Annotated in this window: 14 protein-coding genes; 8 read left to right on the plus strand and 6 right to left on the minus strand. The window is 70.2% G+C overall.

Annotated features, from left to right (window positions below):
* The first annotated feature begins 58 nt into the window (after positions 1–58).
* On the plus strand, positions 59–766 hold the full coding sequence (locus tag BX286_RS13025) for a VC0807 family protein (RefSeq protein WP_167747582.1): 708 nt from the start codon (positions 59–61) through the stop codon (positions 764–766).
* Between the two features lie 74 nt (positions 767–840).
* Here BX286_RS13025 and BX286_RS13030 read toward each other — a convergent pair whose 3' ends face one another.
* Positions 841–2,223, minus strand: a complete 1,383-nt coding sequence (locus BX286_RS13030; RefSeq protein ID WP_079426792.1) for a glycine--tRNA ligase — start codon at positions 2,221–2,223, stop codon at positions 841–843.
* Between the two features lie 156 nt (positions 2,224–2,379).
* Here BX286_RS13030 and BX286_RS13035 point away from each other — a divergent pair, with 156 nt between their 5' ends.
* Genes BX286_RS13035 through BX286_RS13050 form a run of 4 tightly spaced genes read left to right on the plus strand, consistent with a single transcriptional unit; the run spans position 2,380 to position 5,521 of the window.
* On the plus strand, positions 2,380–3,357 hold the full coding sequence (locus BX286_RS13035) for a metal ABC transporter substrate-binding protein (RefSeq protein ID WP_121015010.1): 978 nt from the start codon (positions 2,380–2,382) through the stop codon (positions 3,355–3,357).
* Between the two features lie 29 nt (positions 3,358–3,386).
* On the plus strand, positions 3,387–4,178 hold the full coding sequence (locus tag BX286_RS13040; protein WP_079426796.1) for a metal ABC transporter ATP-binding protein: 792 nt from the start codon (positions 3,387–3,389) through the stop codon (positions 4,176–4,178).
* Positions 4,178–5,041, plus strand: coding sequence for a metal ABC transporter permease (locus tag BX286_RS13045; protein WP_121015011.1), 864 nt, complete (start codon positions 4,178–4,180; stop codon positions 5,039–5,041). The genes BX286_RS13040 and BX286_RS13045 overlap by 1 nt, the downstream gene beginning before the upstream one ends.
* Before the next feature lie 51 nt (positions 5,042–5,092).
* Complete coding sequence (locus BX286_RS13050) at positions 5,093–5,521, plus strand: Fur family transcriptional regulator (protein WP_079426799.1); 429 nt, start codon at positions 5,093–5,095, stop codon at positions 5,519–5,521.
* A gap of 104 nt (positions 5,522–5,625) precedes the next feature.
* On the opposite strand, the gene BX286_RS13055 is transcribed toward BX286_RS13050, so the two are convergent.
* The 5 genes from BX286_RS13055 to leuA form a co-directional block, all read right to left on the minus strand.
* Positions 5,626–6,447 carry an isoprenyl transferase gene (locus BX286_RS13055; RefSeq protein WP_079426801.1) on the minus strand — a complete coding sequence of 274 codons (822 nt, stop codon included), beginning with the start codon at positions 6,445–6,447 and terminating at the stop codon, positions 5,626–5,628.
* A gap of 23 nt (positions 6,448–6,470) precedes the next feature.
* Entirely contained in the window at positions 6,471–7,217 is a 747-nt protein-coding gene (gene recO / locus BX286_RS13060) for a DNA repair protein RecO (RefSeq protein WP_079426804.1), read from the minus strand.
* 98 nt (positions 7,218–7,315) lie between these two features.
* On the minus strand, positions 7,316–9,052 hold the full coding sequence (locus tag BX286_RS13065; protein ID WP_261993409.1) for a nucleobase:cation symporter-2 family protein: 1,737 nt from the start codon (positions 9,050–9,052) through the stop codon (positions 7,316–7,318).
* 559 nt (positions 9,053–9,611) lie between these two features.
* The gene (locus BX286_RS13070) at positions 9,612–10,307 is read right to left on the minus strand and encodes a TerB family tellurite resistance protein (RefSeq protein WP_079426809.1); all 696 of its coding nucleotides are present in this window, start codon (positions 10,305–10,307) and stop codon (positions 9,612–9,614) included.
* 213 nt (positions 10,308–10,520) lie between these two features.
* Positions 10,521–12,284, minus strand: a complete 1,764-nt coding sequence (leuA, locus tag BX286_RS13075) for a 2-isopropylmalate synthase (protein WP_121015012.1) — start codon at positions 12,282–12,284, stop codon at positions 10,521–10,523.
* A gap of 364 nt (positions 12,285–12,648) precedes the next feature.
* Between leuA and BX286_RS13080 the strand changes: the two genes are divergently transcribed.
* The 3 genes from BX286_RS13080 (at position 12,649) to BX286_RS13090 (ending at position 14,891) form a co-directional block, all read left to right on the plus strand.
* Positions 12,649–13,728 carry a M4 family metallopeptidase gene (locus BX286_RS13080; RefSeq protein WP_079426814.1) on the plus strand — a complete coding sequence of 360 codons (1,080 nt, stop codon included), beginning with the start codon at positions 12,649–12,651 and terminating at the stop codon, positions 13,726–13,728.
* 10 nt (positions 13,729–13,738) lie between these two features.
* Positions 13,739–14,011, plus strand: coding sequence for a protealysin inhibitor emfourin (locus tag BX286_RS13085; RefSeq protein ID WP_079426816.1), 273 nt, complete (start codon positions 13,739–13,741; stop codon positions 14,009–14,011).
* A 70-nt stretch (positions 14,012–14,081) separates the two neighbouring features.
* Positions 14,082–14,891 carry a GNAT family N-acetyltransferase gene (locus BX286_RS13090; protein ID WP_079426818.1) on the plus strand — a complete coding sequence of 270 codons (810 nt, stop codon included), beginning with the start codon at positions 14,082–14,084 and terminating at the stop codon, positions 14,889–14,891.
* The last annotated feature ends 80 nt before the right edge of the window (positions 14,892–14,971 follow it).

Genomic DNA, 14,971 nt, shown 5'->3' on the forward strand with positions numbered 1-14,971 from the left:
CATGTCACTGACAGTTCTTTACGGTCCCCCTACCGCACTACACGTTCCAGGGGGAACCTTGTCCACGGCAGCAGTACAGCCCTCACCTCCCGCACGCTCCGGCGGAGCCGCCGCCATCGGCTTGATCCTGACGATCGCGCTCAGCATCGTCGCGCCGATCGTCACCTACAACACGCTCGTCGACGACCACGGGTGGAGCGAGGCCTCGGCCCTGCTCGTCAGTGGCGCCTGGCCGGTCCTCGACAGCGCCATCATGGTGGCCTGGCGGCGCAAGCTGGACGAGTTCGCCATGGTCACCCTGGTGTTCCTGGCGATCACGGCCGCCGTCTCCCTCATCGGCACCCACTCCACCCGGGCCCTGCTGGTCAAGGACTCCGCCGTCACCGGGCTGTTCGGGCTGCTGTGCCTGGCCACGCTGCTGGCGCCGCGTCCGCTGATGTTCTACTTCGGCCGGAAGTTCGGCACGGACGGCACCCCGGCGGGCGTGGCGTACTACAACAACCTGTGGCGGTTCGAGGGCTTCCGCAACGCCCAGCGCCGCATGACCCTCGTCTGGGGCGTGGTCTCCCTGATCGAGGCGGCCGTCCGGATCGTCCTGTCGTGCGTCCTGGACACCTCCACCATGGTGACCATCAGCCCGTTCATGATCTACGGCACGCTCGGCGGCCTGGCCCTGTGGACCGTCGGCTTCGTCAAGCGCACCAAGGCGGAGGGCGAGAAGCGCGCCGCCGCCGCGGCCGCCCCGGCCGGGGGCGCCGCGGCCTGACGGCCGCACCCGCGAAAAGACCGGTGGCCCGGTGCGCGATCCGCGCACCGGGCCACCGGTCTTTCGCAGGCGTCCTAGCAGCCCAGCAGACGGCTGCCGAGGTAGGCCTGGATCTGGTCCAGGGAGACGCGCTCCTGCTTCATCGTGTCGCGCTCGCGCACGGTCACCGCGTTGTCTTCCAGGGTGTCGAAGTCGACGGTGACGCAGAACGGCGTACCGATCTCGTCCTGGCGGCGGTAGCGGCGGCCGATGGCGCCCGCGTCGTCGAACTCGATGTTCCAGTTCTTGCGCAGGTCGGCGGCCAGGCCCTTGGCCTTCGGCGACAGCTGCGCGTTGCGGGACAGCGGCAGGACGGCGACCTTGACCGGGGCCAGGCGCGGGTCGAAGCGCATCACGGTGCGCTTCTCCATGGCGCCCTTGGCGTTCGGGGCCTCGTCCTCGACGTACGCGTCGATCATGAAGGCGAACATGGCGCGGTTGACACCGGCCGCCGGCTCGATGACGTACGGGGTGTACTTCTCCTTCGACTCCTGGTCGAAGTAGACGAGGTCCTGGCCGGAGGCGGCGGAGTGGGCCTTGAGGTCGTAGTCCGTACGGTTGGCGACGCCCTCGAGCTCGGAGAACTCACTGCCACCGAAGTTGAAGCGGTACTCGATGTCGGCGGTGCGCTTCGAGTAGTGGGACAGCTTCTCCTTCGGGTGCTCGTACCAGCGCATGTTCTCCTCGCGCATGCCCAGGCCGCGGTACCAGTTCCACCGCTCCTGCATCCAGTACTCCTGCCACTGCTCGTCCTCGCCCGGCTTGACGAAGAACTCCATCTCCATCTGCTCGAACTCGCGCGTGCGGAAGATGAAGTTGCCCGGAGTGATCTCGTTGCGGAAGGACTTGCCCATCTGCGCGATGCCGAACGGCGGCTTCTTGCGCGAAGAGGTCTGCACGAGGGCGAAGTTGGTGAAGATGCCCTGGGCGGTCTCGGGGCGCAGGTACGCCTTGGAGCCGGTGTCCTGGGTCGGGCCGAGGTGGGTCTCCAGCATGCCGGAGAACTGCTTCGGCTCGGTGAACTGGCCCTTCACACCGCAGTGGGGGCAGTTGATGTCGGCCAGGCCGTTCTCGGGGAGGCGGCCGTGCTTGGCCTCGTAGGCCTCTTCCAGGTGGTCCGCGCGGTGACGCTTGTGACAGGCGGTGCACTCGGTCAGCGGGTCCGAGAAGGTCGCGACGTGACCGGAGGCCACCCAGACCTCGGGGGCCAGGATCACGGAGGAGTCGATGCCGACGATGTCCTCACGCCCGGTGACCATGGCCTTCCACCACTGGCGCTTGATGTTCTCCTTGAGCTCGACACCCAGCGGACCGTAGTCCCAGGCAGCCCTGGAGCCGCCGTAGATCTCACTGCACGGGTAAACGAAGCCACGGCGCTTGCTCAGGCTGACGATGGTTTCGATCTTGTCGGCGGCCACGGTGCTCTCTTCATTACGAGGACGAACGGCGAAGGCTTTAGGTTACCGGCGCCCGCACCCTCCACTTCAAGTCGGTACCCCCCTTCCAGCATGCCCCTCCGGGCCCTTCACCTGGCTTTTTGACAACGGTTTCCATCTTTGATGAAAATGGATGTCATGAACGTACGACGCCTCATACCCACCGCCGCGCTCGCCGGTGCCGTCGCCCTCGCCGGCGCGGCCCTCACCGCCTGCTCCGGGGCCAGTGCCGCGGGCACGGACAAGGACGGCAAGCTCGGCGTGACGGCGTCGTTCTACCCCCTGCAGTTCCTCGCCGAGCAGATAGGCGGGGACCACGTGAAGGTCTCCACCCTGACCAAGCCGGGCGTCGAACCGCACGACCTGGAGATCACACCCAAGCAGACGGCGCAGCTCGCCGACTCGGACGTGGTCCTCTACCTCAAGGGCCTCCAGCCCGCCGTGGACAAGGCGGTCGCCCAGTCCGGCGTGAAGAACACCGTCGACGCGGCCACGCTCACCAAGCTGGAGACCCACTCCGCCTCCGGCCACGAGGACCACGACCACGCCGTCGAGGGCGAGCCCGAGGGCGCCCACCACGACCACGGCGAGTCCGGAGAGGACCCCCACGTCTGGCTCGACCCGGTCAAGTACGCCGAGATCGCCAAGGGCTTCGGCGCCTCCCTGGAGAAGACCGACCCCGGCCACGCGGCGAACTACCGCAAGAACACCGACGCACTGCTGGCCAAACTGGCCGCGCTGGACACCGAGTTCAAGGACGGCCTGAAGAACCCGGCCTCCAGGACCTTCATCACCACCCATTCCGCTTTCGGCTACCTCGCCGAGCGCTACGGCCTCGACCAGGAGGGCATCTCCGGCGTCGACCCCGAGTCCGAGCCCAGCCCGGCCCGGATGAAGGAACTCCAGGCCGTGGCGAAGAAGGACAATGTCACGACCGTGTTCTTCGAGACCCTGGCCAGCGACAAGACCGCCAAGAGCCTCGCCCGGGACACGGGCCTGACGACGGACGTGCTCGACCCCCTGGAGGGCATCACGGCCGCGTCGCAGGGCGCCGACTACTTCGAGGTCATGCGGTCCAACCTGAAGAACCTCCAGAAGGCACTCGGAAGCAAGTGATGACAGCAGCAGCAACGGAGGCGCGAGCCATGCAGTCCACGTCGCGGGAACCCGAGGACCAGCCCGTCATATCCCTGCGCGGGGCCACCGCCTCGCTCGGCTCGCGCCCCGTGCTGCGCGGGATCGACCTGACCGTGCGCCGCGGCGAGGTCGTCGCGCTGCTCGGCGCCAACGGCTCCGGCAAGTCCACCGCCGTACGCGCCGTCGTCGGCCAGGTGCCGCTCACCGCCGGCACCCTGTCCCTCTTCGGCACCGAGTTCCGGCGCTTCCGCCAGTGGTCGCGCATCGGGTACGTCCCCCAGCGCACCACCGCCGCCAGCGGCGTCCCGGCCACCGTCCGCGAGGTCGTCTCCGCCGGCCGGCTCGCCCGCTCCCGCTTCGGGATCCTGCGCAAGGCCGACAAGGCGGCCGTCGAGGGCGCCCTGGCCCTGGTCGACATGGAGGAGTACGCCGACGCCTCGGTCAACGCCCTCTCCGGCGGACAGCACCAGCGCGTGCTCATCGCCAGGGCGCTGGCCGTCGAGCCCGAGCTGCTGATCATGGACGAACCGATGGCGGGCGTGGACCTCGGCAACCAGGGAGTCCTCGCGAACGCCGTACGGCAGCAGGTGGCGGCCGGCACGACCGTCCTGCTCGTCCTGCACGAGCTGGGCCCGCTGGAGCCGCTGATCGACCGGGCCGTGGTCCTGCGCGACGGCTGCGTCACCCACGACGGCCCGCCGCCGGAGGCCGTGGGCCAGCACGCCCTGCCCGGCCACGACCACGTACACCCCCACGCGGCGCACGACGCCGAGCCCCTGCGGACGGGACTGCTGAGCTGATGGACCTCCTGAACTACGCCTTCATGCAGCGGGCGCTGATCGCCGCCGCTCTGGTCGGCATCACCGCGCCCGCGATCGGCACCTATCTCGTCCAGCGCCGCCAGGCGGTCATGGGCGACGGCCTGGGCCACGTCGCGATGACCGGCGTCGCGCTCGGCTTCGTCCTCCAGGCCAGCCCGGTGTGGACGGCCACCCTCGTGGCGGTCGCCGGCGCCGTCGGCATGGAGCTGATCCGCTCCCGCGGCAAGACCAGCGGGGACGTCGCCCTGTCGATGCTGTTCTACGGCGGCCTCGCCGGCGGCGTGATGATCATCAACGTCGGCGGCGGCTCCACGACCAGCCTGCTCAGCGCCATGTTCGGCTCGATCACCACGGTCGCCCCGGAGGACGTCACCGCGATGGCGATCCTCGCGGCGTTCGTGCTCGCCGTCACCATCGGCATGCGCCGCCAGCTGTTCGCCGTCTGCCAGGACGAGGAGTTCGCCCGGGTCACCGGCCTGCCGGTGCGCGCGCTGAACCTGCTGATCGCCGTCACCGCCGCCGTCACCGTCACGGTCGCCATGCGCATCGTCGGCCTGCTGCTGGTCAGCGCCATGATGGTGATTCCCGTCGCGGCCGCCCAGCGGCTCACCCGCGGTTTCGCCGCCACGCTCGGCCTGGCGGTGGCCATCAGCCTCACCGTCTCGCTGACCGGTACGGCCGCCACGTACTACATCGACGCGCCGTCGGGCGCCACGATCGTGCTGCTCGCGATCGGCGTCTTCATGGCGATGACGGCCCTGTCCGCTCCGCTGGCCAGGCGCCGTGCGAAGGCCGCCAGGGCCGCCGAGGAGGTCTGCACCCGGGACGACGTGAAGGTCTAGGAGGACCGGCCGCCTGGCACAATGAGGCGAGGCCGAAACGAGGAGGAACCGGTGGCGACTGCGCCTGGCGAGACGAATACCGCGCCAGTACGAGGACGATCCACCCGGCAGCGGGCCGCCGTGGCGGCGGCGCTGGACGAGGTGGACGAGTTCCGCAGTGCCCAGGAGCTGCACGACATGCTCAAGCACCGCGGCGATTCCGTGGGCCTGACCACCGTGTACCGCACCCTCCAGTCCCTGGCGGACGCCGGCGAGGTGGACGTGCTGCGCACCAGCGACGGTGAGTCCGTCTACCGCCGCTGCTCCACGGGCGATCACCACCACCACCTGGTCTGCCGCAAGTGCGGCAAGGCCGTCGAGGTGGAGGGGCCGGCGGTGGAGAAGTGGGCGGAGTCCATCGCGGCCGAGCACGGCTTCGTGAACGTGGCCCACACCGTCGAGATCTTCGGCACCTGCGCGGACTGCGCGGCCGCCGGCTAGTCCGAAAGGGTCGGATTCCGGTCGAACACCGGTCGGGATCCGGTCGATGTCACACGCCTGCGCCGCCGGCCCCTCGGGGGCCGGCGGCGCAGGCGCGTCCGGGGTCAGCTCTCGGAGCCCTCGGGCTGGTTCGGGACCGCGCCGCCGAAGCGGCGGTCGCGCTTGGCGTACTCCAGGCAGGCGTCCCACAGGTGGATCCGGTCGAAGTCCGGCCACAGGACGTCCTGGAAGACCATCTCCGCGTAGGCGCTCTGCCAGATCAGGTAGTTGGACGTGCGCTGCTCGCCGCTGGGGCGCAGGAACAGGTCCACGTCCGGCATGTCCGGGTAGTAGAGGTACTTGGCGAGGGTCTTCTCGGTGACCTTCGACGGGTCGAGCCGGCCCGCCTTCACGTCCTCGGCGAGGGCCTGCGCGGCGTCGGCGATCTCGGCGCGGCCGCCGTAGTTCATGCAGAAGTACAGGGTCAGCTTGTCGTTGCCCTTGGTCTGCTCCTGGGCGACCTGGAGCTCCTTGGCCACGGACTTCCACAGCTTGGGCATGCGGCCCACCCAGCGCACCCGGATGCCGAGCGCGTCGAGCTGGTCGCGGGTCTTGCGGATGAAGTCGCGGTTGAAGTTCATCAGGAAGCGCACCTCGTCGGGCGAGCGCTTCCAGTTCTCGGTGGAGAAGGCGTACAGCGAGATGTTCTTGACGCCCATCTCGATCGCGCCCTGGAGGACGTCGAGGACGCGCTCGGCGCCGACCTTGTGGCCCTCGGTGCGCGGCAGGCCCCGCTCCTTGGCCCAGCGGCCGTTGCCGTCCATCACGATCGCGACGTGCTCCGGGACCAGCTCGCCCGGGATCTTCGGCGGGCGGGCGCCGGTCGGGTGCGGTTCGGGGGTCGCGTACTCACGGCGGGAGAGTCCCAGGAATCCGCGTACTGCCATGGCGCTTCGGTCTCCGATCTCGGTTACTTCTCTACGTAACGCAGGGAACGCAGCCCGCGTTCCAGATGCCAGTGCAGATAGGCGGAGACGAGTCCGCTCCCCTCGCGCACGTGCCGCGGCTGGGCCGCGTCGGCCGTCGGCCAGTCCCCCGTCAGCAGGGCGCTGAGCAGGCCGATGGCCTCAGCAGATGGTACGACGCTTCCGGGGACCCGGCAGTCGCCGCATATGACCCCGCCCGCGGCGACGGAGAAGTGCCGGTTGGGGCCGTGGATGCCGCATTTCGCGCAGTCCTCGAAGCTGGGCGCGTAGCCGTTGACGGCCAGGGAGCGCAGCAGGAAGGCGTCGAGGATCAGGTGCGGTTCGTGCTCGCCGCGGGAGAGCGTGCGCAGGGCGCCGACCAGCAGCAGGTACTGCTGCACGGCGGGCTCGCCCTCGTTCTCGGTGAAGCGTTCGGCCGTCTCCAGCATCGCGGTGCCTGCGGTGTAGCGGGCGTAGTCGGTGACGATGCCGTTGCCGTAGGGGGCGATGATCTCGGTCTGGGTGCACAGCGGCAGGCTGCGGCCGACCAGCTCGCTGCCCCGGGCGAAGAACTGCACGTCGGCGTGGGAGAAAGGTTCCAGCCGGGCGCCGAACTTGGACTTCGTGCGCCGTACCCCGCGGGCGACGGCCCGGACGCGGCCGTGGCCGCGGGTGAGCAGCGTGATGATGCGGTCCGCCTCGCCCAGCTTCTGGGTGCGCAGCACGATGCCGTCGTCGCGGAACAGACTCATGCGCCCATTGTCCCCTGTGCGCGGACGGCGCCGGCCCCCGTCCGGGAACGGTGTCCGGACGGGGGCGGCACCCCTTGGGAGGGTCTGCGGGGAGACGGTCAGGCGGCGGGGGCTCCCGCCTGGTCGGTCTCCTCTTCCTTCACGGGGCCGTCCTCGGCGACGTCGGCCTTGGCGACGGCCTTCACGGGTTCGGGCTTCACGGGTTCGGGCTTGGCTGCGTCGTCCTGAGCAGCGTCGCCCTGAGCAGCGTCGCCCTGAGCAGCGCCGTCCGGAGCGGCCTCCTCCAGAGCGGCCTCCTCCTGGGCGGCCTCGGGCTTCGCGGCCTCGGGCTTCGCGGCGTCCGTCTTCGCGCAGCCGGCCTTCTCGGCCGACGCCGGGGCGGCGGCCGGCTGGGCGGGTACCGCCGCGTGGCCGGTCAGGGTCTGCGACAGCGCTTCGGCCAGGGCCTCGACCTCCGGGGCGGCGTTCCGCGCGCCGTCCTCGGCCAGGCCGTTGAAGACCAGGTTGAGGACGATGGCGGCGGTGGCACCGAGGGTCACACCGCTGTTGAGGAGCGAGGACAGGTCCGCGCTCATGTGCTTCTCGAAGTACGCCGGGACCGTGGCCGGGAAGAGCGCGAAGGCCACCGAGACGCCGACGATCAGGGCGTTCTTCTCCTCCTTGAGGTCCACCTTGGCCAGGGTCTGGATACCGGCGAGGGCGACCATGCCGAACATCACGGTGGCGGCGCCGCCGAGGACGCCCGGGGGGACGGACGCGACGATCGCGGCGGCCTTGGGGATCAGACCGAGGACGATCATGAAGACGCCGGCGGCCACGACCACGAAGCGGCTCTTGACCTTGGTCATCCGCACCAGGCCGACGTTCTCGGCGAAGGCGACGTACGGGAAGGAGTTGAGGATGCCGCCGAGGGCGGTGGCGGCGCCGTCGGCGCGCAGGGCGCGGGCGACGGTCTCGCTGTCGACCTCCTTGCCGACGATGTCGCCGACGGCGTACGTGTCACCGGTGGTCTCGACCATGGTGATCAGCATGACGATCAGCATGAGGAGGATCGGGAACCATTCGAACTTCGGGGCGCCGAAGTGGAAGGGGGTGGTGACGCCGATCCAGTCGGACCTGCCCACGTCGCCGAACTTGGCGTCGCCGAGCAGGAAGGCGACGGCCGTGCCGCCGACCAGGCCGAGCAGGATGCCGATGCTGCGCAGGAACGGCCCGCCGAACTTCATCAGGACGAGGATGAAGAGCATCGTGCCGCCGGCGTAGGCCAGCTGCGTCGGGACGCCGCCGTCGGCGATGGTGGGGGCGCCGCCGGCCGCGTCCTTGAGGCCGACGGGGATCAGGACGATGCCGAGGACCGTGATCACCGTGCCGGTGACGACCGGCGGGAACAGCCGCATGACCGCGCGGAAGGCCTTGGCGGGAAGCCAGGCGAAGGCGAAGGTCGCGATGCCGGCTGTGATGACGGCGCCGTAGATGACCAGGAGGGCGGCGGTTCCGCCGCCGGCGCCGAGGCCGATGGCGATCATCGGGGAGACCGCGGTGAAGGTCACGCCCTGGATCAGCGGGAGCCGGGCACCGACGCGGCCGACGCCGAAGGCCTGGATGATCGAGGCGATGCCACAGGTGAAGAGGTCCGCGTTGATCAGGTAGACCAGCTGTTCAGGGCTCAGCTTCAGCGCACTGCCGACGATGATCGGAACGATCACCGCGCCGGCGTAGAAGGCGAGTACGTGCTGGAAGCCGTACAGCGCGAGCTTGGGGAGGGGGAGCACCTCGTCGACCGGGTGCGAGCTCTGCTCTCCGCTTGCGGAAAGCCGGGCGGCGACACGTGCCATCTCTGCCTTGCCCTTCAAGGAGGTAGGTAATTGAGAGGAAGCTGGTTATCCCCTGGCCGGAGTGGGTCGCTAACCCGTTGGTCCGCCGGGGTTGTCAGTCGGAACACGCAGATCTCGTCGTGTGACCGGAATTGAACGCCTGTGGGCGCGCTCACAGATATCGGAGACTCCGACAAAGTGTCGACGTTTCAGGGCGCCCTCTCTGGAGCTTCCTCCCATAGCGGGGGCCCGCAAACAGGAGTATGGGAATCCGCCCCCGGACCCTGCCGTTTCCCCCGCGCACCTGCGTAGTTCCCTTTCCCGACAAGGGATTTACGGGGTCACCTGCATGCCGACACGTGCATCAGGGGACCCCGCTCCGGCCGTCCGGAATACGGAATTCGTGTACGGAATGGAGTGCTCCACCCTGAAACGGGCCACCGCAGGGCTCCGTTTCCCGCCAGTACGGCCGAATCGTTACTTCACGACCGCCCACATAGCGGGATTCCGGCCCGGAAAACGCGTCCGGGCCCGGCGGAAAACCTCCGCCGGGCCCGGATCCGCGTACGGGAGGGGGGCGTCAGGGCGCACGCACCGCCGACAGCAGCCCGGCCACCTCGTCCGAACCCATCCGCAGCGCGGCGCCCACGGTGGCGAGCACCTCGCGCTCGGCCGGGATGTAGGGCCCGTCAGCGAGGGCGATCCGCGCACCCTGCAGCAGGATCGACTCGCGTCCGGGCCCGGCCAGGTGTGCCGCGAGCGGTTCCAGGGCCTCGTGGAGCTCGATCGACAGCGCCGCCCCGCAGCAGTCGGGCCCGTCGTACAGCCCCAGCCGGCCCTCGTCGGTGGCCAGCGCCTCCACGAGGGACTCCAGCTGCTCCCCGGTGCAGTCCGCGAAACCGGCGCCCCGCACGGCCGACACGGCGGCCTCCAGCGCACTGCGCGAGGAGGTCCCGCCCGCGGCGAGCACGGCCAGCGTCACGGTGTGCACGGCATCGCGCAGCAGCGAGGAGAAGCGGGTGGTGGTGAGGTGGTCCAGCGCCTCGGTGCCGAAGCGCTCGCGGCAGGCCTGGCACTCGACGACGGGTCCGGCCTGTCCGCGCGGCAGCAGCGGCAGGCCGAGCACGGTGAAGCGGCGGCGCCCGGTGCGCCGGCGGTAGTTGCGGTCACCGCCGCAGCCGGGGCAGAAGAACTCCCCGTCGCCCACGGTGTTCCAGCTGGTACGGATGCCCCAGAGCGTCAGCTTCCGGCCGTCCCCACCCCGAACTGGCAGCACGTCGCACCTCCGTAACTCCCCGGGCAACGACGCCGGGTTGGCGTGATGTTAGCCACATCGGTGAGTGTGCGTCAGTCGTGCGGCAAGACAACATGGCCCGGGGGGCGCACTTGGCCGATCTGCGCCCCCCGTCCGACGGCCCGCGGGCGGCCCCGGACGGCACGGCGGAACCCCGCCCCGCCGGTGGCGGGACGGGGCTCCGTCAGGGGTGGTTCAGCGGCCCGCGCGGTTGACGGCGGAGATGACCGCCTTCAGGGAGGCACGGGTGGTGTTGGCGTCGATGCCGATGCCCCACAGGACCCGGCCGTCGATGGCGCACTCGATGTACGAGGCGGCCACGGCGGAGGCGCCCTCGCTCATCGTGTGCTCGGTGTAGTCCAGCAGGCGGGCGTCCACGCCGATGCCGGCCAGCGCGTCGAAGAAGGCCGAGATCGGACCGTTGCCGGTGCCGTTCAGGACCGTCTCCACCCCGTCGACGACCGCCTCGACGGTCAGCGTGTCCGTGCCGTCCTTGTCGGTGGTGGTCGAGCCGGAGCGCAGCTGGATGCGGCCCCACGGGTTCTCCGGGTTGGGCAGGTACTCGTCCGAGAAGACCTCCCAGATCGCCTTCGGCGTGACCTCGCCGCCCTCGGCGTCGGTCTTGGCCTGGATGATCCGCGAGAACTCGATCTGCATGCGGCGCGGCAGGTCCAGCTTGTGGTCGTTCTTCAGGACGTACGCGATGCCGCCCTTGCCGGACTGGGAGTTGACCCGGATGACCGCCTCGTAGGAGCGGCCGACGTCCTTCGGGTCGATCGGCAGGTACGGGACGGCCCACTCGATCTCGTCGACGGTCTTGCCCTGGGCGGCGGCGTCGGCCTCCATGGCGTCGAAGCCCTTCTTGATGGCGTCCTGGTGGGAGCCGGAGAAGGCGGTGTAGACCAGGTCGCCCGCGTAGGGGTGGCGCGGGTGGACCTCCATCTGGTTGCAGTACTCGCTCGTGCGGCGGATCTCGTCGATCTGCGAGAAGTCGATCTGCGGGTCGATGCCCTGGGAGAACAGGTTCATGCCCAGGGTGATCAGGTCGACGTTGCCGGTGCGCTCGCCCTGCCCGAACAGGCAGCCCTCGATGCGGTCGGCGCCGGCCATCAGGGCCAGCTCGGCGGCGGCGACGGCGGTGCCGCGGTCGTTGTGCGGGTGCACGGAGATGCAGATGTGCTCGCGGCGGGTCAGGTTGCGGGCCATCCACTCGAAGCGGTCCGCGTGGGTGGAGGGCGTCGAGCGCTCCACGGTGGCGGGCAGGTTCAGGATGATCTCGCGGCCCTCGCCCGGCTGCCAGACGTCGCAGACGGCCTCGCAGACCTCCAGGGCGAAGTCCAGCTCGGTGTCGGTGAAGATCTCGGGGCTGTACTGGTAGCCGAAGACGGTCTCGGGGCCCAGCAGCTTGTCGGCGTACTCCATGACCAGGCGGGTGCCGTCGACGGCGATCTGCTTGATCTGCTCCTTGGAGCCGCGGAAGACGACCCGGCGGAAGGTCGGAGCGGTCGCGTTGTACAGGTGCACGGTGGCGCGCTTGGCGCCGACCAGCGACTCGACGGTCCGCTCGATCAGGTCCTCGCGGGCCTGGGTCAGTACCGAGATGGTGACGTCGTCGGGGATGGCGCCCTCTTCGATGATGGAGCGCACGAAGGCGAAGTCGGTCTCGCCGGAGGAGGGGAAGCCGACCTCGATCTCCTTGTAGCCCATGCGCACCAGCAGGTCGAACATCTCGCGCTTGCGGGCGGGGGTCATCGGGTCGATCAGCGACTGGTTGCCGTCGCGCAGGTCGGTGGAGAGCCAGCGCGGGGCCTTGGTGATGCGGGCGTCCGGCCAGGTGCGGTCCGGGATGTCCACCTGCTCGTACACGCCGTACTTGTGGATCGGCATCCCGGAGGGCTTCTGGGTGTGGGTCGCGTTGGTGATGGGCGTGGGGCGACCGACAAAAGGCTGCTGGCTCATGGCGTTGGGCTCCTCGCGTGTCCGCGTGTAGTTCGCTGAACGGCCGACGGCGGTAGTGAAAACCGCAACACCAAACTCCGCGGGGAGGGGGCCGGCCTACGACTACAGACCCTCGCCGCGGCAGCTAAGGAGAAGCAGCCCGAAACGCATGATGGGCCGAGCCTAACCGAGCCGCGCCGTGTCGCGAGGACCTGTTTCAGTATGCAAGACCGGCGCGTCCGATTTATACCCTTTGTGACTCAGGACGCCTTTCATCCGGCAAGGTCCGGCGGATCCGTCAACACGGCGCGTCGACTTTGAGACAACCGAATGAATCATGCTCGCCAGTAGTGACAGCACCATCACCCACTGCCACATTTCCGGGATGGATGCCTTCCTTTCCCACGGACACGCCCCCCACCACTCCGTCTTCTGCACCGTGGTGCCGCCGCACCTGCTGGACAAGGCAGCCCGGTCCGCCGACGCCGCCCGGGCCGACGCCGCCCAGCGCACCCTGGAGACCGACGCCCTCCTGCGCACCCGGCGCCGGATCAGCACCGTCCGCGGGATCGCCCCGGCCGATGCGGACTCCTCCGCCCCCGAGGGACCGCGGCGCACGATCTACGACGCCCAGCACCAGACCCGGCTGCCCGGCAAGAAGGTCCGCGCGGAGGGGGCCGACGCCTCCAAGGACGCCACCGTCAACCGCGCCTACGCGGGGCTGGGCGCCACGTACGAACTCTTCCTCAAGGGCTACGGCCGCCGCTCGATCGACGGCTCCGGCCTGCCGCTGGACGCGAGCGTGCACTACGGCGAGGACTACAACAACGCCTTCTGGGACGGCCGGCAGATGGTCTTCGGCGACGGCGACGGCGACCTGTTCCTCGACTTCACGGTGTCGGTGGACGTCATCGGCCACGAGCTGACGCACGGGGTCACCCAGTACACGGCCAACCTCGACTACCACGGCCAGTCCGGCGCCCTCAACGAGTCGATGTCGGACGTCTTCGGCTCGCTGATCAAGCAGTACTCCCTCGGCCAGACCGCCGACCAGGCGGACTGGCTGATCGGCGCCGGGCTGCTCGGCCCCCACGTCACCGGGGTCGCGCTGCGCTCCATGAAGGCGCCGGGGACGGCGTACGACGACGACGAGCTCGGCAAGGACCCGCAGCCGGCCACGATGGACGGCTACGTGACCACCTCCCGCGACAACGGCGGCGTCCACATCAACTCCGGCATCCCCAACCACGCCTTCTACATCGTGGCGACCGAGCTGGGCGGCAAGGCCTGGGAGCGGGCCGGACAGATCTGGTACGACACCCTGACCGGCGGGCAGCTGGAGTCCCGGGCGGACTTCAAGGACTTCGCCCGGCTGTCGGTGGCCGCGGCCGTCGCCCGGTACGGGGAGGGCGGCGCCGAGCACCAGGCGCTCCAGAAGGCCTGGGCGGCCGTCGGCCTGGGGTAGGAATGCCGGTATGAAGATCGAAGTGGTGCGGACGGGCGGATTCGCGGGGATCGAGCGCCGGGCCGAGGTGGACACCTCGGGCCGGCCCGACGAGCAGGAGTGGCGGGACCTGGCCGAGCTGGCCCTGCACCCCCACCCCCGGGCCGCCGAGGGGCCCGGCGGGGTCCGGGACGGGTTCGCCTACCGCATCACGGTGGACGGGCGGACGGTGTCCTGCCACGACCCCCACCTCACGGACTCCCAGCGCGGCCTGATCACACGGGTGCTGAAGGAAGGCGCGTAGCGGCGGGCGCTCCTGCGGCCCGGGCGACAATGCGGGTGCCCGGGCCGGGCGCTCCTGCTTGGATGGCCGGATGACCACAAAGATCTTGGAATCCCTGGAGCAGTACTACGACACCGTTCCCCGCCGGGGCGGTGCCCGGGGTGAGGACTTCGGGCCGCTCACCCTGTTCGTACAGGAGGGGAACGGCTGGCAGTACTACGCGCGGCCCTCGCTCGGGGGCCCCGAGGCCACCGCCGCGGACGTACGGAAGGTGCTGGAGAGGCAGCGGGAACTGGAGGTGCCCGAGGCGTTCGAATGGGTGGCCGAAAACAGCCCCGGCCTGCGGGCCGCCGTGGAAGCGGCGGGGCTGCACGTCCACGCGCACCCGCTGATGGTGCTGGACGCCGGCGCCGAACCGCTCGCCCCGCATCCGGAGGTCCGCGCACTCGGCGCCGGGGACCCCCTGCTCGCGGCCGCCGTGACGGTGGCGGGGCTGGCCTTCCGCGAGCCGGGGACCGCCCCGGGCCAGGCCGGCCCGGCGGAACTGGCGGCGGCGCTGGCCGACCCGGCGGTCGAGGAGCGCCGGGCGCGGGTGTCGGGGATGCTCGCGGACGGACGCACGGGGATGGCGGCGGCGGTCCGCGACGGGGTGGTGCTCTGCTCGGGCCAGTACAACCCGGTCGGGGAGGTGGCCGAGATCGTCGGGGTCGGTACGCTGCCCGCGGCCCGGCGCCAGGGGCTCGCCCTCGGGGTGACGGCGGCGCTGGTCGCACAGGCCCTGGAGGGCGGGGTGACGACGGTGTTCCTGTCGGCCGGCGACGAGGACGTGGCCCGGATCTACGCCCGCGCCGGCTTCCGCCGCGTCGGCACGGCCCTCATCGCGGAGCCCCCGGCGGCATAGGCCGCCGGAGCCGTCTTTTTGCGGAAACCGCAAGAAGGTTTGCCGCGCTCGCGGGCGGGGGCGGAGCATCGGCGGTGTCC

It is taken from the genome of Streptomyces sp. 3211.6, assembly GCF_003634815.1.
Lineage (GTDB): Bacteria > Actinomycetota > Actinomycetes > Streptomycetales > Streptomycetaceae > Streptomyces > Streptomyces katrae_A.